Below are 18,121 nucleotides of genomic sequence, written 5' to 3' on the forward strand. Positions count from 1 at the left end.
GCGCACTTATCCGGGTACAGCGACGATTTCCTCGATCAGCCATTGCAGTGCGGCGTCGCGCTGACGTTGCGCCAGGCTGACCACCTCCAGATGGAAAGGGCCGAGGGTGAAGGGCAGATCGAACAGTTGCAGTGGCAGCAGCGTGGCGAAATGCCGGGCGAGGGCAGTGGGCAGCACCGCCGCCAGCTCGCTGCCGGCGACGATATGCGCGGCTTGCAGGTAGTTCGGCGTGGTGTAGAAGATCTGCCGCGACAGGCCCTGTTCGCCCAGCCACTGATCGACCATGCCGCGGGTCTGCCCACCGTGTACCCAGAGGTGGCGCAGGCGCAGGAAGATCTCCAGATCCAGGTTGCCCTGGCGCAGCAGCGGATGATCGCGGCGCACCGCCAGCTTGAGCGTCTCGCTCATCCAGTGCCGGCGGGCGAAGCGCGCGGGTAGCTCGTCGAAGCGGCCCAGCACCAGATCCAGCTCGCCCTTGTCCAGCGCCTCCATCGGCAGGCTCGGGCTGAGGTGGCGAATGTCGATGCCGATACCCGGTGCCTTCTGGCTGAGGCGGTCGAGCAGGCGCGGCATGCACACCAGCTCGACGTAATCGGTAACTGCGATACGAAAGCGCTGGCGGCTTTCGCCAGGCTCGAAGGCCTCGCCGGCGCTGAGGCTCTGTTCCAGCTGACGCAGTGCGCTGCGAATCGGCGCCTCCAGCGCCAGCGCCCGAGGGGTAGGCTGCATGCGTCTGCCCACGCGCACCAGCAGCGGGTCGCCGAGCAACTCGCGTAGGCGATTGAGTGCATTACTTACCGCCGGTTGGCTCAGTGCCAGGCGTTCTGCGGCGCGTGAGACGTTCTGTTCGCGCAGCAGAGCGTCCAGCACCCGCAGCAGGTTGAGGTCGAAATTGCTGAAATTCATCTACTGAATACGTCGTATCACAAGACTAAATTTCAAAAATAGTAGCGGCTTGCCTATCGTGACCCAAGCTTTTCTATTGGTGCTCGAGAGGAACAACAATGACTCAAGTCGTCTCGCCGCTTCGCTGTGCCGCCGTGATCGGCGCCGGCACCATGGGCCGTGGCATCGTCATCAGCCTGGCCAATGCCGGCCTGCAGGTGCTGTGGCTGGACAACAACCCGCAGATGGTCGAGCAGGGCCTGGCGATGGCCGAGGAAACCTGGGCGCACAACGTCGCCAAGGGCCGTATCGATGAGGCCGAAGCCGCGGCGCGACGCGCCCGAATCAATGCGGTGCAAAGCTATGCGGCGCTGGCCGATGCTGACCTGGTGATCGAGGCGGTGTACGAGAACCTCGAACTCAAGCAGAGCATCTTCCGCGAGCTGGACGCGGTGATGAAGCCCGGCGCCATTCTCGCCAGCAATACCTCGGCGCTGGATATCGACGCCATCGCCGCCGTCACCGCGCGGCCGGAAGTCGTGCTGGGTCTGCACTTCTTCAGCCCGGCGCACATCATGAAGCTGCTGGAGATCGTGCGCGGCGGCAAGACCGCACCAGCCGTGCTGGACGCTGCTCAAGAGCTGGGCGAGCGCATGGGCAAGGTGGCGGTGGTGGCGGGTAACTGCCATGGCTTTATCGGCAACCGCATGCTGCACACCTACGTGCGCGAGGCGCGCATGCTGCTGCTCGAGGGCGCCTGGCCGCATCAGGTGGATGCGGCGCTGCAGGGTTTCGGCTTCGCCATGGGGCCGTTTCGCATGTACGACGTGGTCGGCATCGATCTGGAATGGCGCGCTCGCGAGCTGGCCGGCCAGGGGCAGGATGATCCGGCTGTACAGGTAGATAACCGCCTGTGCGAGCTGGGTCGCTTCGGCCAGAAGAGTGGCAAGGGCTACTACCTCTATGCGCCCGGCAGTCGCCAGGCCGAGCATGACCCGGTCGTCGACGGCTTGGTGCAGATGCAGTCGGAGCGTCTGGGTTTCACCCGCCGCGATATCGGCAACGAGGAGATTCTCGAGCGCTGCCTGCTGGCGCTGGTCAACGAGGGGGCGAAGATTCTCGAGGAGAACATCGCTGCGCATAGTCATGACATCGATCTGGTCTATCTCAATGGCTACGGCTTTCCCGCCGAGCGCGGTGGCCCCATGGCCTGGGCCGATTGCGAGGGTGTCGCGGCGATTCATCGGCGCCTGCTGCAATTGACCGAGCGTTTCGGTGTGCATTGGCAACCGTCGGCGCTGATCGAGCGCCTGGCGGCCGAAAACAAGCGATTCAGCGACGTTCAGGAGGGTCGGCTATGAGCTATCAGGCGCCATTGCGCGATATGCGTTTCGTGCTGCACGAACTGTTCGACGCTGCTGCTCACTGCGAGCGCCTGGGCAACGGCCTGGATCGCGAACTGATCGACGGTGTGCTGGAGGAGGCCGCAGCCTTTGCCGCAGGCGAGGTCGCGCCGCTCAATCGCAACAGCGACGAAGAGGGCTGCCGCCTGGAAAATGGCCAGGTCAGCACGCCCAAGGGCTTTGCCGAGGCCTACCAGCAATACGTGGATAACGGCTGGGCGAGCATGACCGGCCCGGTGGAATACGGTGGTCAGGGCTTTCCGCAACTGGTGGCCTTCGCCTTTCACGAGATGCTGATGGGCGCCTCGCTGTCCTTCCGCGTCTACTCCGGGTTGACCGAGGGCGCCGTGTTGGCATTGCACAAGCACGGTAGCGAAATGCTCAAGCAGCAGTACCTGGGCAAGCTAGTCAGCGGCCAGTGGACGGGCACCATGTGCCTGACCGAGCCGCAGGCCGGCACCGACCTGGCGCTGCTGCGTACCCGCGCCGAGCCGCAGGCCGATGGCAGCTATCGCGTTAGCGGCAGCAAGATTTTCATCAGCGGCGGCGAACAGGATCTTTCGGAGAACATCATCCATCTGGTGCTGGCGCGTCTGCCCGATGCACCGGCTGGCGTGAAGGGCATTTCGCTGCTGCTGGTGCCGAAGTTCATCGCCGCTGCAGATGGTACGCCAGGCGAACGCAACAGCCTGTCGTGCGGCGCCATCGAGCACAAGATGGGCATCAAGGGTGCGTCCACCTGCGTGATGAACTTCGACGGCGCCACCGGCTGGCTGGTGGGCGAGGCCAACCAGGGCCTGGCCTGCATGTTCACCATGATGAACGACGCGCGTTTTCAGGTCGGTCTACAGGGGCTCGGCATTGGCGAGGCGGCGTTCCAGGGCGCGCTGCGTTATGCCCGTGAGCGCCTGCAGTCGCGTGGCCTGGCCGGCGTGCAGGCGCCGGAAAAGCCGGCCGATCCGATCATCAATCATCCCGATGTGCGACGCATGCTGCTCACGCAGAAGACCCTGGTCGAGGGCAGTCGCATGCTTGCTGCCTACACCGCGCGCCAGCTGGACCTGGAGCACGGCGCCGAGTCGGCTGAGGCGCGCAAGGCCGCTGGCAAGCGCGCGGCGCTGCTGATCCCCATCGTCAAGGCGTTCTTTACCGATATGGGCCAGGAGGTGGCCAGTCATGGCGTGCAGGTCTACGGCGGGCATGGCTTCATCCGTGAATGGGGCATGGAACAACTGATGCGCGACAGCCGCATCACCCAGCTCTACGAGGGCACCAACGGCATTCAGGCTCTGGACTATATTCGCCGCAAGTTGCTCGGCGATGGTGGGGCCGAGCTGTCTGCGCTGCAGGCCGAGTTCAGTGCGCTGTGCGAGGCCCAGGCCACGCGTCCGGCGTTGCAGGACATGGCAACCGTCGTGCAGGCCCGTTTGGGTGAATGGCGCGAGCTAAGCGCAGAAGTGATCACCGCCTGCCAGCGTGACCTGCAGGAGATAGGCGCTACTTCGGTGGATTTCCTCCAGTATTCGGCGTACGTGTTGCTCGCCGGATTCTGGCTGCAAGCCGCCACGCGGGCGCAGGATGCGCTGGAGTCGGGCAGTGGCGAGGCCGCGTTCTACCAGGCCAAGCTGCACAGTGCCGATTTCTACCTGCGCCGCGTGCTGCCGCGCGCCAGCGCGCACCGCGATGCATTGCTGGGCGGCGCGGACTGCCTGATGGCCATGGCCGAGGACAGTTTTGCCTTTTAGAACCCTCTCCCCCGGCCCCCGCTTTGCGCCCCTGTCCTTCGCAGAGCTCAGGGCGCTCAGCGAGCGAAGCGGTGCTTCGCTCTTTCCGCTTACGCCCCGCAATCGGGAGAGGGGAGTAATAACGCCTGATTCAGGTCCACCACGGACAGCTCCCTCTCCCATTCATGGGAGAAGGCTGGGGAGAGGGATCGTAGCCCGGATGTAATCCGGGGAAATTTGCCTGACTGATCCCGGATTGCCTCCGGGCTACAACAAGAGGAGCACTGCATGCATCCCTTCAGCTTCGCCACCACCGCGCAGATTCTGTGCGAATCCGGTGCCAGCCTGCGGCTGGCCGAACTGTGCCACGAGCGCGGCGCCCGGCGCGTGCTGATCGTCACCGACCCTGGTATCACCCGTCTCGGTCTGCTCGAGCCGCTGCTGCCGGGTTTTTCTCGCGCCGGCATGAACGTGCGGATATTCGATCAGGTACTGGCTGACCCGCCCGAAGCCGTAGTGCTCGCAGCTGTGGCCCAGGCGCGTGAGCTGCAGGCAGAACTGGTGATCGGTTTTGGCGGTGGCAGTTCGATGGACGTGGCCAAGCTGGTGGCCTTGCTGGCGCATCCTGAGTGCGGCCAGGCCCTGAGCGAGATCTACGGTGTCGGCAACGCCCGCGGCCGGCGCTTGCCGCTGATCCAGGTGCCGACCACCGCCGGCACCGGTTCCGAGGTGACGCCGATCGCCATCGTCACCACCGGCGAGACCACCAAGATGGGCGTGGTTTCGCCGCTGCTGCTGCCGGATCTGGCCCTGCTCGATGCCGACCTGACCCTCGGCCTGCCGCCTGCGGTAACCGCCGCCACCGGCATCGACGCCATGGTGCATGCCATCGAGGCCTACACCAGCGCGCTGAAGAAGAACCCGCTGTCCGACCTGCTGGCGCGCGAAGCGCTGCGTCTGCTGGCGGCCAATCTCGATAAGGTGGTGCAAAACGGCAGCAACCGCGAGGCGCGCCAGGCCATGCTGCTCGGCGCCTGCCTGGCCGGGCAGGCCTTCGCCAATGCTCCGGTTGCGGCGGTGCATGCGCTGGCCTATCCCCTCGGCGGGCATTTCCATATTCCCCACGGGCTGTCCAACGCCCTGGTGTTGCCGCAGGTACTGGCGTTCAACGCGCCGGTGGCTGCGCCGCTGTATGCCGAACTGGCCCCGCTGGTTCTGGGGGAGCGTCTGCGTGCGGGCAGTGCAGCGGCGCAGACCGAGCAACTGATCGAGGCGCTGGCAGCGTTCAGTCAGCGCAGCGGCCTGCCGACGCGGCTGCGCGATGCCGGAGTGAGCGAGGCCATGTTGCCCACGCTGGCGGCGGACGCCATGCTGCAGCAGCGCCTGCTGGTGAACAATCCGCGCGAGATGAATGAGCAGCAGGCGCTGGCCATTTATCAGGCTGCCTATTGATTCAGGTCGCTGCTAAAGCCCCTCCCACTAAGGTTCCGGTTCTGTGGGAGGGGCTTTAGCCGCGATACCAACCCAAGGAACATCATGAGCCAACCCCAACACCTGCGTGGCGATTACCGCCACTTCCAGCCGATCACCACGCGCTGGCACGACAACGACATCTACGGCCACGTCAACAACGTGACCTACTACAGCTACTTCGACAGTGCGGTGAATGCCTACCTGATCGCCGAGGGCGGCCTGGATATCCATGGCGGTGACGTGGTCGGCTTCGTGGTCAGCTCGGCGTGCGACTACTTCGCCTCAATCGCCTTCCCCGATGCCATCGAGGTCGGCCTGCGCGTCGGCAAATTGGGCAACAGTTCGGTGCAGTACGAGCTGGCGATCTTCAGGGCCGGCGAGGAGCAGGCCTGCGCCGCCGGGCGTTTCGTCCATGTGTTCGTCGACCGCGCGAGTAATCGCCCGGTGAGCATTCCCGAGCCGCTGCGCTCGGCGCTGGAGCGTCTGCTGGCCGACTGAGGCGTGCTAGGCTGTGGCGATTCATGCCGCCAGGGAGTGCCCATGTCCGATCTGCAACGTGAGCAGGCACAACGCCGTGCCGAGCGCATCGCTGCGTTCCGCGCCGAGTTGGCCGAGCTGCGCCGCGAGCAGGTGTTGCAGTTGAGCGCCGAGCAGGAGCAGGGCCTGACTGCCTACCACGAGCAGTTGCTGGCGCACTACCGACAAACTCTGGACATCGACGCCGATGCCCGCGCTCGCCAGCTGTCGCTGGGCATGCGCTTGGCCTCGCTGATTGGTGCACTGGCGCTGGCGGCCGGGTTGTTCTTCCTCTTCTACCAGTTCTGGGGCTTGTTCGACGCCCGTATGCAGGTCGCTGTGCTGGTCGGCAGCTCGCTGGGCAGCCTGCTGCTGTGCTTCTGGCGGCAGGCGCGCGATGCCTCCGGTTACTACGCCAAGCTGGCCGCGGTGCTGGCCTTCGTCTGCTTCGTGCTCAATCTGTCGATGCTCGGGCAGATTTTCAATATCACGCCCTCGGACAAAGCCCTGTTGCCCTGGGGTGCGCTGGCGCTACTGCTGGCCTATCAATGCCGCCAGCGTCTGCTGCTGGTCACGGCGTTGCTGTGCTTCGGCCTGTTCCTCGCGGCTCGGTTGAACGATTGGACGGGCTGGTACTGGTGGTCGCTGGATGACCACCCGGAGAACTTCCTGCCTGCTGCGCTGCTGTTTGTGCTGCCGCAGTTCATCGATCAGACGCGACGGATCGGTTTCGCCGCCTGCTATCGGGTGGTCGGCTTGCTCTACCTGTTCGGGCCGGTCCTGATCCTCAGCTACTGGGGCCAGGGTAGCTACCTCGATTGGCCGGCGCGCTGGGTGGAGGCGTTCTACCAGACGCTGGGATTCGTCCTGGCGGGGCTGGTGATCTGGCTGGGGGTGCGCCGCGGCTGGGCCGAGGTGGTCAATACCGGGTTGGGCTTCGCCCTGGTGCTGCTGTTCAGCAAGCTGTTCGACTGGTGGTGGGAGCTGCTGCCACGCTACCTGTTCTTCCTTCTGCTCGGGCTGATTGCGCTGTTGTTGCTGGTCATGCTGCAGCGCTGGCGCCGTGGAGGTGCAGCATGAATCGTCCACTTTGGCTCGGCCTTGGGCTGATCCTGGCGAGCAACGCCATTGCGCTGGCGGGCGTCTGGTACAACCGCAGCGGTGAGCCGCAGGCGCAACTGCAATTGAGCGAGCGGGAGATCCAGTTGCCCTACGACAGCTGGCTGCGCGGTGAGGAAAACAGCGGCCTACGCCTGCAGCTGGCCTGGCGTGAGGCGGATGCCACCTGGTCCTGGCTGGACGAGGCCAAGCTGCGGGAATTGGGCTTTGCGCCCAGCGACCTGGGCCGCAGCGCGGAGCGGCCGCTATGGCTGGTGCTGGAGCTGGACGGGCCGAGCTATCGAAAGCAGGTCGAGCGGGCCAGGGCTGCACTGGCCAGTGCCCAGGCTGCGGTCGCCGTGCAGCCGAAAGACGAGACCTTGCGCCAGCAGCGCGATCAGCGTCGGCTGGAACTGCGGCATGAGCAGCGGCAGGCTACGCGGCTGTTGCTGGTGGATGCCGGCCTGGACGCCGAGGCTCTGCGCCAAGCCTGGCCGGATCGTCAGCGTCAGGTCATCCTGGCCGGTCGCCTGACGCCCTATCGCTACGGCGATATGCCCCACTACAGTGCCAGCGTCGCGCTGGAGAGTGATCGCATCAGCGTGCCCAAACGCTACCGGGAGGCCTTCGCCGAATGGCGACTGCACGCCTACGACGAAAAAAGGCCCAAGGTGCAGGTCGAGGTTGCCTTCGGCCGGCGCCATGAGCCCTGGTTGATCGGCGTCGGTCAGTGACGACGCCAGTGTTTGTGGTGCTTCTTGTGCTTCTTACCGTGGTGATGGCGATGCTTGCCACGACGGTCATCGTCGTAACTGGCATTGCCCATGTAGTTGCCCAGCGCGCCGCCGGCGCCACCCCCTACCGCGGCGCCAACAACCCCGCCGGTGCTGCCGCCGACTCGTTGACCGACAACGTTGCCGCCCGCTGCGCCTAGTGCACCGCCGATGGCCGCTTCGGTACGGCTGCGGCGATCAGCGCCGACCATGCTGCCGGCCGCGCCGCCCAGGCCGGCACCGACTGCTGCCCCGGTGCTGCCACCGACCTGCTCGCCAACCATTGCGCCCACTGCGCCGCCGAGGGCGCCACCCAAACCCGCTTCGGTATTGCCGGCAAAGGCGAAACCGCCACTGCCCAGACCAAGGGAAAGGAAGAGGAACTGTAGAGATTTCATAGGCTTCTCGATCACGGAGCCGCTATGCGGCGGGATGCTCCATTGACCCAGGCGGCTCGCCCGTGGTTCCCGCCTTCCGTCGGCAAGCGCCTGGCTGAGGGCTTATAGCAGGCTCTCGCGTCCCCACTGCTCCAGCGCCTGGGCCAGGAGCAGTACTTCGCCAGGACGGCTCAGGGCATAACCGGGCAACTGAGCTATACGCGCCTGGAATTCGGGGTTCTGCAGCACCCGCAGCAGCGCGGTCATGGCTGGCAGTTCGAGGCTGTCTTCGCGGCACAGCAGGCAATAGTGCTCGCGCGCCATGGGGATGAAGTCCAGGCCGAACTGGCGCGCCGCCGCTTCGACACCGAAGCCGACATCGGCCATGCCGCTGGCGACATAGGCCGCCACGGCTGCGTGGGTGAACTCCTCGTTGTGGAAGCCCTTGATGGTCGTGCTGTCCAGACCACCTTGCTGCAGCAGGTCCTGCAGCAGCAGACGCGTTCCGGAACCTTGCTCGCGATTGACGAAGCGCAGCTCGCCGCGCGCCAGGTCCGGCAGGCCTTGTACGCCGTGCGGGTTGTCGGGGGCGAGCATCAGCCCCTGGGTGCGTACGACGAAAGTGATCACCCGTTGATCGGGACGCAGCCAGGGCTGGATGCGGTTCATGCTCAGCGTGCCGAGCGGTCCGGCCGGCACGTGCAGGCCGGCCACCTCGCAGTCGTGGCGCTGCAGGGCGATCATCGCCTCGCTGCCGCTGCGAAACTGTACGTCCCACTGCCAGCTTGGGTCGCGTTCCAGCCACTCGCGCAGCGCCGCGACGGCGAAACCGTGGCTGGCATGGATGCGCAGGCCCGGGTTGCTGGCCTGCAACACGCGGTTCAGTTCAAGCTCCAGCTCGCCGGCCAGGTTGTCCAGTTGTGGCGACAGGCGTGCGCGGATGCGCTGGTCGGCCCACAGCAGTTTTTCTCCCAGCGGTGCCAGCCGCGCACCTTTGCCGCGCTCCAGCTCGATCAGCGGGCTGCCGAAGAACGCCTGCCACTTGCCCAGCAAGTTCCAGGCGTGGCGGTAGGAATAGCCGACGCGGGCAGCCGCCTCGGTCAGCTTGCCGGTGTCGTGCACGGCCTGCAGCAACTCCAGTCCCTGCGGGTCGAGGCTACTGCCGTCGCGTTGGTGAAAGCGCCAACGCGGTTGAATATCGATACGGATCATATGCTCAGTACTTCATATTTGTTCGGCCGATTGCCCATGTTAATTTGCGGTACATGGGCGCTTTATGACCCAGTATAAGAACTTTACTTCATATGTGGCGAGCCTTGCGGCTGCGCCTGGGATAAGCCGACCGGCAGCCGTGACTGGCCGGGTTATCTCCTGACAGTACCGGTATAGCCGCCGGCTGGAGCATCGAACATGGCTCTTCTTCCCCAGCGCTTCGCCCCCGAGCAGTGCGAGGCCGTCGCACGTGAGGTGCTCGCCGCCCACCGCGGTCAGCCCGGCGCCTTGCTACCCATTCTCCACGACATCCAGGATCGGCTCGGCGCCGTGCCGCCCGAGCTGTTGCCGCTGATCGCCGAGGACCTCTGCCTGTCACGTGCCGAGGTGCACGGGGTGGTCAGTTTCTATCACGATTTTCGCGCTACGCCGCCGGGTCGCCAGGTGCTCAAGTTGTGTCAGGCCGAGGCCTGCCAGTCGATGGGCGTCAAGGCGCTGACTGCTGAACTGGAAAGCAAGCTCGGCCTGCCCCTGGGTGAGACCCGCGAGGACGGCAGTCTCAGTTTTGAACCGGTGTACTGCCTGGGCAACTGCGCCTGCGCACCGAGCGTGATGCTCAATGGCGAACTGCACGGTCGTGTCGACGCCGAGGAAGTGCTGGCGCTGCTGGCCGAACAGGAGGCCCAGGCATGAGCGAACCGATCAAGATCTTCGTCCCGCGCGATGCCACCGCGCTCAGCCTGGGCGCCGACAAGGTAGCCAAGGCCATGATCGCCGAGGCCGCGGCGCGTGGTATCGAGGTGCAACTGGTGCGCAACGGCTCGCGTGGGCTGTTCTGGCTAGAGCCGCTGGTCGAGGTCGCCACGCCGGCCGGTCGCGTGGCCTATGGCCCGGTCAAGGCCAGGGACGTTGCCGGCCTGTTCGACGCCGGTTTCCACGAGGGCAAGGCGCATGCGCTGGGCCATGGCCTGACCGATGAAATCGAATACCTCAAGCGCCAGGAGCGCCTGACCTTCGCCCGTGTCGGCATCACCGACCCGCTGTCGCTTGAGGACTACATTGCCCACGACGGCTACCGCGGCCTCAAGCGCGCCCTCGGCATGACGCCCGAGGCGATCGTCGCCGAGGTCACCGAATCCGGCCTGCGTGGCCGTGGCGGCGCGGCGTTCCCCACCGGCATCAAGTGGCGCACCGTGCTTGGTTGTCAGGCGGAGCAGAAGTACATCGTCTGCAACGCCGACGAAGGCGACTCGGGCACCTTCTCCGACCGCATGGTGATGGAAGACGACCCCTACGTGCTGATCGAAGGCATGACCATCGCCGGTCTCGCTGTCGGCGCCACCAAGGGCTATATCTACCTGCGTTCTGAATACCCGCACGCCGAGGCGGTGCTGCTGGAGACCATCGCCCGTGCCACGGCCGCCGGTTACCTGGGCGATGACGTGCTCGGCTGCGGCAAGGCCTTCCACCTGGAGCTGCGCCGCGGCGCCGGCGCCTATATCTGCGGCGAGGAAACCGCCCTGCTGGAAAGCATCGAGGGCAAGCGCGGCACCGTGCGGCCGAAGCCGCCGCTGCCGGCCATCGAGGGCCTGTTCGGCAAACCGACGGTGATCAACAACGTGATCTCGCTGGCTTCGGTGCCGATCATCCTCGACAAGGGCGGCGCCTACTACAAGGACTACGGCATGGGCCGCTCGCTCGGCACCCTGCCGATCCAGCTGACCGGCAACATCGCCCGTGGCGGTCTGATCGAGAAGGCTTTCGGTATCACCCTGCGCGAGTTGCTCTACGAATATGGCGGCGGATCGGCCAGCGGCCGGCCGATCCGCGCGGTGCAGGTCGGCGGCCCGCTCGGCGCCTATCTGCCCGAGTCGCAGTTCGACACACCGCTGGATTACGAGGCCTTCGCCGCCCTTGGCGCGGTGCTTGGTCACGGCGGCATCGTGGTGTTCGACGACACCGTCGACATGGCCGACATGGCGCGCTACGCCATGGAGTTCTGCGCAGTTGAGTCGTGCGGCAAGTGCACGCCCTGCCGGATTGGCTCGACCCGCGGCGAGGAGCTGCTGTCGCAGATCATCGTGGCCCGTTCCGAAGGCCCGCAGCCGGGGCGCATCGAACTGCTCAAGAGCCTCTGCGACACCATGCTCGGCGCCTCGCTTTGCGCCCTTGGCGGCATGACACCCTATCCGGTGATGAGCGCCATCAACCACTTTCCCGAGGACTTCGGCGTGTCGCAAGACAGCGCCGAAGCCCGCTGATCCGGAGGCGTCCCCATGGCCCTGTATCGTGAACTCGACTATGGCACCCCTGCTCGCAGCGGTGCTCCGGTAACCCTGGAAATCGACGGCAACGCCATCACCGTGCCGGCCGGCACCTCGCTGATGCGCGCGGCTCAGGAGGCCGGCATCGCCGTACCCAAGCTGTGCGCCAGCGACAGCCTGGAGCCGTTCGGCTCGTGCCGCCTGTGCATGGTGGAAATCGAAGGCCGTCGCGGCTTCCCCGCCTCCTGCACCACACCGGTGGAGGCGGGCATGGTGGTGCGCACGCAGAGCCCGAAACTGGCCGAACTGCGTCGCGGCACCATGGAGCTGTACATCTCCGACCACCCGCTGGACTGCCTGACCTGCTCGGCCAACGGCAACTGCGAGCTGCAGGACATGGCCGGTGTGGTCGGCCTGCGCGAGGTGCGCTACGACCCGGTGAAGACCCACCTGGCCGAGACCAAGGACGAGTCCAACCCCTATTTCAGCTACGACCCGTCCAAGTGCATCGTCTGCAACCGCTGCGTGCGCGCCTGCGAGGAAGTGCAGGGCACCTTCGCCCTGACCATTGACGGACGTGGCTTCGACTCGCGCGTGGCCGCCGGCCAGGACGAGGATTTCCTCGACTCCGAGTGCGTGTCCTGCGGCGCCTGCGTCAACGCCTGTCCGACTGCCACACTGATGGAAAAGTCGGTGATCGAGCTGGGCCAGGCCGAGCGCAGCGTCACCACCACTTGCGCCTACTGCGGCGTTGGCTGCTCGTTCAATGCCGAGGTCAAGGGCAACACCGTGGTGCGCATGGTGCCGAACAAGAACGGCCACGCCAACCACGGTCACGCCTGCGTCAAGGGCCGCTTCGCCTGGGGCTACGCGACCCACCCGGACCGCATCAAGACCCCGATGATCCGCGACAGCATCCACGAGCCGTGGCGCTCGGTGAGCTGGGACGAGGCCATCGGCTACGCCGCCCGGCGTTTCAAGGAGATCCAGGCGCAGTACGGCCGCAATGCGGTCGGCGGGCTGACCTCGTCGCGCTGCACCAACGAGGAAACCTACCTGGTGCAGAAACTGGTGCGCGCCGCCTTCGGCAACAACAACGTCGATACCTGCGCACGCGTCTGCCACTCGCCGACGGGTTACGGTCTGAAGGTGACCCTCGGCGAGTCCGCTGGTACCCAGGATTTCGACTCGGTGCTGTCCGCCGATGTGGTGCTGGTGATCGGTGCCAACCCCACCGACGGCCACCCGGTATTCGGCTCGCAGCTCAAGCGCCGCCTGCGCCAGGGCGCCAAGCTGATCGTTGCCGACCCACGTGGTATCGACCTGGTGCGCAGCCCGCACATCCGTGCCGAGCACCACCTGCAACTGCGTCCCGGCAGCAACGTTGCTCTGCTCAACAGCCTGGGCCACGTGATCGTCACCGAGGGCTTGGTCAACGAAGCCTTCGTCGCCGAGCGCTGCGAGGCAGAAGGCTTCGAGCAATGGCGCACCTTCGTCAGTGAACAACGCAACAGCCCCGAGGCCATGGAAGCCCTGACCGGCGTCCCGGCCGCCTCGGTGCGCGCGGCTGCGCGGCTGTATGCCACTGGCGGTAACGCGGCGATCTACTACGGCCTGGGCGTCACCGAGCACAGCCAGGGCTCGTCCACCGTGATGGCGATCGCCAACCTGGCCATGGCCACCGGCAACATCGGCCGTCCGGGTGTCGGCGTGAACCCGCTGCGCGGACAGAACAACGTGCAGGGCTCCTGCGACATGGGCTCCTTCCCCCACGAGCTGCCGGGCTACCGCCACGTTTCCGACCCGGTGGCGCGGCCGCAATTCGAAGCCGCCTGGGGCGTCAAGCTGCTCGACGAGCCGGGCCTGCGCATCCCCAACATGCTGGCGGCGGCACATGCCGGCACCTTCAAGGGCATGTACATCCAGGGCGAGGATCCGGCGCAGTCCGATCCGGACACCCAGCACGTCACCGATGCGCTCAAGGCCATGGAGTGCGTGGTGATCCAGGACCTGTTCCTCAACGAAACCGCCAAGTACGCCCACGTGTTCCTGCCTGGCGCCTCCTTCCTGGAAAAGAACGGCACCTTTACCAACGCCGAGCGGCGCATCTCGCCGGTGCGCAAGGTGATGCCGGCACTGGCTGGCAAGGAAGACTGGGAAGTGACAGTGGCGTTGTCCAACGCCCTGGGCTACCCGATGACCTACAAGCATCCGTCCGAGATCATGGACGAGATTGCCGCGCTGACGCCGACCTTCACCGGCGTCAGCTACGCCAAGCTCGACCGCATGGGCAGCATCCAGTGGCCGTGCAACGACGAGGCGCCGGACGGTACGCCGATCATGCACGAGGACGCCTTCGTGCGCGGTAAGGGACGCTTCATGGTCACCGAGTACATCCCGACCGAGGAACGCACCTCGCGCAAGCGGCCGCTGGTGCTGACCACCGGGCGCATCCTCTCGCAGTACAACGTCGGCGCGCAGACCCGACGTACCGCCAACAAGGCCTGGCACGCCGAGGACATCCTCGAACTGCACCCGGTGGACGCCGAGGATCGCGGCATCAAGGATGGCGACTGGGTCGGCATCAACAGCCGTGCCGGCGAGACGGTAATGCGTGCCAAGGTCACCGAGCGCATGCAGCCGGGCGTGGTGTACACCACCTTCCACCACCCGGAATCCGGCGCCAACGTGATCACCACCGACAACTCCGACTGGGCCACCAACTGCCCGGAGTACAAGGTCACCGCGGTGCAGGTGCGCAAGGTCGAGACGCCGTCCGACTGGCAGCAGGAGTTCGATGCCTTCACCCGCGAGCAGGTCAACCTGCTGCCGGTGGTGCAGCTATGACATCTCTGATCGGTAGGGTGCGCCGTGCGCACCCGCACTGCGCCAACCTGTACCGTTCCATTCGCGGAGCACAGCCATGGGCATGAATGCCACGCAACTGATCAAGATGGCCAACCAGATTGGCGCCTTCTTCTCTTCCCAACCCGATCCTGTTCAGGCGCGCATCGAGTATGCCCAGCATCTGCGGCGTCAATGGGACCCGCAGATGCGCACGGCGCTCTACGCTCATCTGGACGCCAGCGGTGGCGAAGGCCTGAGTGAGTTCGCGTTGCAGGTGCTGCGTGATTCGCGCGAGCAGATCGAGCCGCAGGCTGTTACTGTCTGAGTGCTGCAATCCAGCTTTTTCGCAGGGCGCCACCGGGCGCTCTTCGATCATCGCGAGGAATCCGCATCACATGACTCACCGTGCACCACGACCACTTGCCGATGAAATTGCCGCCAGCCCGGCAGCGGGCGGCTACGCCTATGCCGAGCTGGACGAGACCGCCAGCCTCGGGTATGCAGTGCTGGCCGAGGAATGTGCGCTGGCTATCGCCTACAACGGCATCAGCCATGCAGTGATGATGGTGTCGCCCAGTGCGCTGGAGGACTTCGTCGTCGGTTTCAGCCTGACGTCTGCAGTGGTCGGGGCGGCCGAGGATATCTACGACATCCAGCTCAAGCGCGCGGGTGAGGCATTCAGTGCCGAGGTGGAGATCGCCAGCCGTGCCTTCTGGGCGCTCAAGCAACAGCGGCGCACTCTGGCCGGTACCAGTGGTTGTGGCCTGTGCGGCGTCGAGGCTCTGGAGCAGGCGCTGCCGCAACTCGATACCCTGAGCGTCAACCCGTTGCCACCGGCCGCGCATCTGGTCGACCTGCGTACGCGCATCGGCGAGGTGCAGAAGCTGGCGCGCCAGAGCGGCGCGCTGCACGCGGCGCTGTTCGTCGATGAATGTGGTGAGATCGTCCTGTGCCGCGAGGACATTGGCCGGCACAACGCCCTGGACAAGCTGATCGGCGCGCTAAGCCGGGAAAAACGCGACGCCCGCCGCGGCTTTGCCGTGGTCACCAGTCGCTGCAGCTTGGAGCTGATCCACAAGGCGGTGCGCGCCGGCTTCGCCAGCCTGGTCAGCCTCTCCGCGCCGACCGATCTGTGCGTGCGCTGGGCGCGTCGGCACCGTCTCAACCTCATCCACCTGCCACACCACAGCGCGCCACGCGTCTACAGCCCGGCGCCTTAGGCTCCCGCTTGGTAGCCGGATGCAATCCGGGGACGCTTTGCGCCTCGAGGCTATGCCCGGATTGCATCCGGGCTACAGGCCCTGCAGCAACTCCTGGTAGTCCTCCACTGCGTCGAACTCCTCGGTGTCCTTCGGCCCGGCCTGGCTGTCCGGCTGACGCACGGCTAGCAGGTGGGCGACACCGAACTGGCCAGCGCTGCGCAGAATCGGCAGGCTGTCGTCGATGAACAGGCTGCGAGCGGGATCGAACCCGACGTCCTGGCGCAGGGCGAACCAGAACTGCTGGTTCTCCTTGGGGAAACCATAGTCGTGAGAGCTGATCAGCCGCTCGAACCAGGGAGCCAGTTCGACCCGTTCCATCTTCAACGACAGCGAGTCGCGGTGCGCGTTGGTGATCAGCACCACACGCTTGCCGGCCTCGCGCAGGGCGCGTAGGAACAGTTCGGCATCCGCGCGCAGGGCGATCAGGTCGGCGACCTCTCGCTTGAGCTCGCGGATCGATAGCTTCAGTTCGCGGCTCCAGAAATCCGTGCAGTACCAGTTCAGCGTGCCGGCGTGTTGGCGAAACAGCGGCAGCAGCTCGGCCTCGGCCAGCGCCAGGTTGATGCCATGGTGTTCGGCATACCGCTGCGGCAGGTGTTTGAGCCAGAAGTGATTGTCGAAATGCAGATCGAGCAGAGTGCCGTCCATATCCAGCAGGACGGTGTCGATCTGGTGCCAGGGTAGTGAAGGCATGGGCGCGCCAGGTGATGAAAGTCGTGAATCTGCCGGCGCGCGTCGCGAACGCGCAATCTGCGCCGGGGATAATCGCAAAAGCCGCTGTATGATAACCGACCAGGTCTCGCCAAGGAGTCGCCCCATGCGTCAAAAACCCACGGTTCTCGCCCGCGAGATCGTCGCCAGCAGCCGCCTGTTCCGTGTCGAGGAGGTGCAGTTGCGTTTTTCCAACGGTACCGAGCGCACCTATGAGCGCCTGGTAGGCAAGGGCGCCGGTTATGGTGCGGTGATGGTGGTGGCGATGCTCGATGCCGAGCACGCCGTGCTGGTCGAGGAATACTGCGGCGGCACCGATGACTATCAGCTGTCCTTGCCCAAGGGTCTGATCGAGCCGGGGGAAGACGTTCTGGTGGCGGCCAATCGCGAGCTCAAGGAGGAGGCAGGGTTCGGCGCGCATGAACTGGAGTACATCACCGAGCTGAGCCTGTCGCCCGGATACATGAGCCAGAAGATCCAGGTGGTGCTAGCGCGCGATCTGTACGAGGAGCGCCTCCCCGGCGACGAGCCCGAGCCGATGCGGGTCGACCGCATCAGCCTGCGCGAGCTGTCCAGCCTGGCTCAGCACGAGCAGTTCAGCGAGGGCCGCGCACTGGCAGCGCTGTATCTGGTGCGCGACCTGCTGACCCAGCGTGGGGAGTACCGTCCGTGAGTCATCCCTATATCCCTAAGGTGATCGACCTGGTACGTGCTGCTGGCGCGGCGACCCTGCCGTACTGGCGCAGCGATGTGGCGGTGACGGAAAAGGCCGATGCCTCGCCGGTCACCGCTGCCGACCTGGCTGCGCACCATATCCTGTTCGATGGCCTGCAGGCATTGGCGCCGGATGTGCCGGTGCTGTCGGAAGAGGCCGCCGACATTCCACTGGCCGAGCGCGCCGCCTGGACGCGCTGGTGGCTGGTCGATCCGCTCGACGGCACCAAGGAGTTCATCGCCGGATCAGAGGAGTTCACTGTCAATGTCGCGCTGATCGAGCGTGGCCGTGTGATCTTCGGTGTGGTCGGCGTCCCGGCCAACGGTCGTTGTTATTACGGCGGTGCCGGCCTGGGCGCCTGGCGCAGTGACGCACCGGGAGAGGAAGCGGCGATCAGCGTACGCCTGGCACCGGCGCAGGGCTTTACCCTGGTGGCCAGCAAGCGCCATTCGAGCCCGGCGCAGGAAACCCTGCTCGCAGGCCTGGTTGAACGTTTCGGCGAGCCGGCTCTGGCCAATATCGGCAGCTCACTGAAGTTCTGTCTGCTGGCCGAAGGCAATGCCGACTGCTACCCGCGCCTGGCGCCCACCTCGCAGTGGGACACCGCTGCGGCACAGGGCGTGCTGGAAGGGGCGGGCGGTGAAGTGCTGAATCTGGCCGGCGAGGCGCTGACCTATGAGGCGCGTGAATCCTTCCTCAATCCGTCTTTCCTGGCGCTGCCCGCTGCCGTCGAGTGGCGTGGCGCGTTGATCGAGCTGGCGCGCAACCTACAATCCTGAGGCCCTTGGCGTAGGAGCGGCTTCAGCCGCAAAATTTGCCGTACGCCGCCCCTTGGGAAGGAATCGCGGCTGAAGCCGCTCC

The 18,121-nt window shown here is 65.7% G+C and carries 17 protein-coding genes; 13 read left to right on the top strand and 4 right to left on the bottom strand.

Translation table 11 applies throughout. The annotated features are described in order from the left end of the window. Positions 1 to 6: 6 nt before the first annotated feature. Positions 7 to 906 (bottom strand): LysR family transcriptional regulator, encoded by a 900-nt coding sequence (locus tag EL191_RS02255; protein WP_041976169.1) that lies wholly within the window; start codon positions 904 to 906, stop codon positions 7 to 9. A 98-nt stretch (positions 907 to 1,004) separates the two neighbouring features. Between EL191_RS02255 and EL191_RS02260 the strand changes: the two genes are divergently transcribed. The 6 genes from EL191_RS02260 (at position 1,005) to EL191_RS02285 (ending at position 7,833) form a co-directional block, all read left to right on the top strand. After that, positions 1,005 to 2,246, top strand: coding sequence for a 3-hydroxyacyl-CoA dehydrogenase (locus EL191_RS02260; protein ID WP_041976171.1), 1,242 nt, complete (start codon positions 1,005 to 1,007; stop codon positions 2,244 to 2,246). Then, on the top strand, positions 2,243 to 4,033 hold the full coding sequence (locus EL191_RS02265; RefSeq protein WP_041976173.1) for an acyl-CoA dehydrogenase C-terminal domain-containing protein: 1,791 nt from the start codon (positions 2,243 to 2,245) through the stop codon (positions 4,031 to 4,033). The genes EL191_RS02260 and EL191_RS02265 overlap by 4 nt, the downstream gene beginning before the upstream one ends. Positions 4,034 to 4,300: 267 nt before the next feature. Next, complete coding sequence (locus EL191_RS02270) at positions 4,301 to 5,464, top strand: iron-containing alcohol dehydrogenase (protein WP_041976176.1); 1,164 nt, start codon at positions 4,301 to 4,303, stop codon at positions 5,462 to 5,464. An 84-nt stretch (positions 5,465 to 5,548) separates the two neighbouring features. Continuing rightward, complete coding sequence (locus EL191_RS02275) at positions 5,549 to 5,983, top strand: acyl-CoA thioesterase (RefSeq protein WP_013713592.1); 435 nt, start codon at positions 5,549 to 5,551, stop codon at positions 5,981 to 5,983. A gap of 42 nt (positions 5,984 to 6,025) precedes the next feature. Next, entirely contained in the window at positions 6,026 to 7,081 is a 1,056-nt protein-coding gene (locus EL191_RS02280) for a DUF2157 domain-containing protein (RefSeq protein WP_041976178.1), read from the top strand. Then, on the top strand, positions 7,078 to 7,833 hold the full coding sequence (locus tag EL191_RS02285; RefSeq protein ID WP_041976180.1) for a DUF4824 family protein: 756 nt from the start codon (positions 7,078 to 7,080) through the stop codon (positions 7,831 to 7,833). Before EL191_RS02280 ends, EL191_RS02285 begins: the two co-directional genes overlap by 4 nt. Here EL191_RS02285 and EL191_RS02290 read toward each other — a convergent pair. Further along, positions 7,827 to 8,270 (bottom strand): YMGG-like glycine zipper-containing protein, encoded by a 444-nt coding sequence (locus EL191_RS02290; RefSeq protein ID WP_013713595.1) that lies wholly within the window; start codon positions 8,268 to 8,270, stop codon positions 7,827 to 7,829. The genes EL191_RS02285 and EL191_RS02290 overlap by 7 nt on opposite strands. 102 nt (positions 8,271 to 8,372) lie before the next feature. Beyond that, on the bottom strand, positions 8,373 to 9,461 hold the full coding sequence (locus EL191_RS02295; protein WP_041976182.1) for a substrate-binding domain-containing protein: 1,089 nt from the start codon (positions 9,459 to 9,461) through the stop codon (positions 8,373 to 8,375). 198 nt (positions 9,462 to 9,659) lie between these two features. Between EL191_RS02295 and EL191_RS02300 the strand changes: the two genes are divergently transcribed. From EL191_RS02300 to fdhD, 5 genes are all read left to right on the top strand, one after another. Beyond that, positions 9,660 to 10,154: a formate dehydrogenase subunit gamma gene (locus tag EL191_RS02300; protein WP_017360604.1), complete on the top strand. Its 495-nt coding sequence runs from the start codon at positions 9,660 to 9,662 to the stop codon at positions 10,152 to 10,154. Next, positions 10,151 to 11,722, top strand: a complete 1,572-nt coding sequence (locus EL191_RS02305) for a formate dehydrogenase beta subunit (RefSeq protein ID WP_041976185.1) — start codon at positions 10,151 to 10,153, stop codon at positions 11,720 to 11,722. The genes EL191_RS02300 and EL191_RS02305 overlap by 4 nt, the downstream gene beginning before the upstream one ends. A gap of 15 nt (positions 11,723 to 11,737) precedes the next feature. Further along, positions 11,738 to 14,572 carry a formate dehydrogenase subunit alpha gene (gene fdhF, locus EL191_RS02310; RefSeq protein ID WP_041976187.1) on the top strand — a complete coding sequence of 945 codons (2,835 nt, stop codon included), beginning with the start codon at positions 11,738 to 11,740 and terminating at the stop codon, positions 14,570 to 14,572. A gap of 76 nt (positions 14,573 to 14,648) precedes the next feature. Next, entirely contained in the window at positions 14,649 to 14,897 is a 249-nt protein-coding gene (locus EL191_RS02315) for a formate dehydrogenase subunit delta (RefSeq protein ID WP_013713600.1), read from the top strand. 70 nt (positions 14,898 to 14,967) lie between these two features. Beyond that, positions 14,968 to 15,792, top strand: coding sequence for a formate dehydrogenase accessory sulfurtransferase FdhD (gene fdhD / locus EL191_RS02320; protein ID WP_041976190.1), 825 nt, complete (start codon positions 14,968 to 14,970; stop codon positions 15,790 to 15,792). Between the two features lie 72 nt (positions 15,793 to 15,864). Here fdhD and yrfG read toward each other — a convergent pair whose 3' ends face one another. Continuing rightward, positions 15,865 to 16,527, bottom strand: a complete 663-nt coding sequence (gene yrfG / locus EL191_RS02325) for a GMP/IMP nucleotidase (RefSeq protein WP_041976192.1) — start codon at positions 16,525 to 16,527, stop codon at positions 15,865 to 15,867. A gap of 124 nt (positions 16,528 to 16,651) precedes the next feature. Here yrfG and nudE point away from each other — a divergent pair, with 124 nt between their 5' ends. After that, complete coding sequence (gene nudE / locus EL191_RS02330) at positions 16,652 to 17,218, top strand: ADP compounds hydrolase NudE (protein WP_041976195.1); 567 nt, start codon at positions 16,652 to 16,654, stop codon at positions 17,216 to 17,218. Further along, positions 17,215 to 18,039 carry a 3'(2'),5'-bisphosphate nucleotidase CysQ gene (gene cysQ / locus EL191_RS02335; RefSeq protein ID WP_013713604.1) on the top strand — a complete coding sequence of 275 codons (825 nt, stop codon included), beginning with the start codon at positions 17,215 to 17,217 and terminating at the stop codon, positions 18,037 to 18,039. Before nudE ends, cysQ begins: the two co-directional genes overlap by 4 nt. The last annotated feature ends 82 nt before the right edge of the window (positions 18,040 to 18,121 follow it).

The organism is Pseudomonas mendocina (assembly GCF_900636545.1).
GTDB lineage: Bacteria > Pseudomonadota > Gammaproteobacteria > Pseudomonadales > Pseudomonadaceae > Aquipseudomonas > Aquipseudomonas mendocina.

Bases quoted from the DNA above. Each gene is read 5' to 3' on its own strand.
- EL191_RS02255 (WP_041976169.1), bottom strand. From the start codon at position 906: ATGAATTTCAGCAATTTCGACCTCAACCTGCTGCGGGTGCTGGACGCT.
- nudE (WP_041976195.1), top strand. From the start codon at position 16,652: ATGCGTCAAAAACCCACGGTTCTCGCCCGCGAGATCGTCGCCAGCAGC.
- EL191_RS02290 (WP_013713595.1), bottom strand. From the start codon at position 8,270: ATGAAATCTCTACAGTTCCTCTTCCTTTCCCTTGGTCTGGGCAGTGGC.
- fdhF (WP_041976187.1), top strand. From the start codon at position 11,738: ATGGCCCTGTATCGTGAACTCGACTATGGCACCCCTGCTCGCAGCGGT.
- EL191_RS02280 (WP_041976178.1), top strand. From the start codon at position 6,026: ATGTCCGATCTGCAACGTGAGCAGGCACAACGCCGTGCCGAGCGCATC.
- EL191_RS02300 (WP_017360604.1), top strand. From the start codon at position 9,660: ATGGCTCTTCTTCCCCAGCGCTTCGCCCCCGAGCAGTGCGAGGCCGTC.
- EL191_RS02265 (WP_041976173.1), top strand. From the start codon at position 2,243: ATGAGCTATCAGGCGCCATTGCGCGATATGCGTTTCGTGCTGCACGAA.
- yrfG (WP_041976192.1), bottom strand. From the start codon at position 16,527: ATGCCTTCACTACCCTGGCACCAGATCGACACCGTCCTGCTGGATATG.
- EL191_RS02295 (WP_041976182.1), bottom strand. From the start codon at position 9,461: ATGATCCGTATCGATATTCAACCGCGTTGGCGCTTTCACCAACGCGAC.
- EL191_RS02275 (WP_013713592.1), top strand. From the start codon at position 5,549: ATGAGCCAACCCCAACACCTGCGTGGCGATTACCGCCACTTCCAGCCG.
- EL191_RS02305 (WP_041976185.1), top strand. From the start codon at position 10,151: ATGAGCGAACCGATCAAGATCTTCGTCCCGCGCGATGCCACCGCGCTC.
- EL191_RS02260 (WP_041976171.1), top strand. From the start codon at position 1,005: ATGACTCAAGTCGTCTCGCCGCTTCGCTGTGCCGCCGTGATCGGCGCC.
- fdhD (WP_041976190.1), top strand. From the start codon at position 14,968: ATGACTCACCGTGCACCACGACCACTTGCCGATGAAATTGCCGCCAGC.
- EL191_RS02285 (WP_041976180.1), top strand. From the start codon at position 7,078: ATGAATCGTCCACTTTGGCTCGGCCTTGGGCTGATCCTGGCGAGCAAC.
- EL191_RS02270 (WP_041976176.1), top strand. From the start codon at position 4,301: ATGCATCCCTTCAGCTTCGCCACCACCGCGCAGATTCTGTGCGAATCC.
- EL191_RS02315 (WP_013713600.1), top strand. From the start codon at position 14,649: ATGGGCATGAATGCCACGCAACTGATCAAGATGGCCAACCAGATTGGC.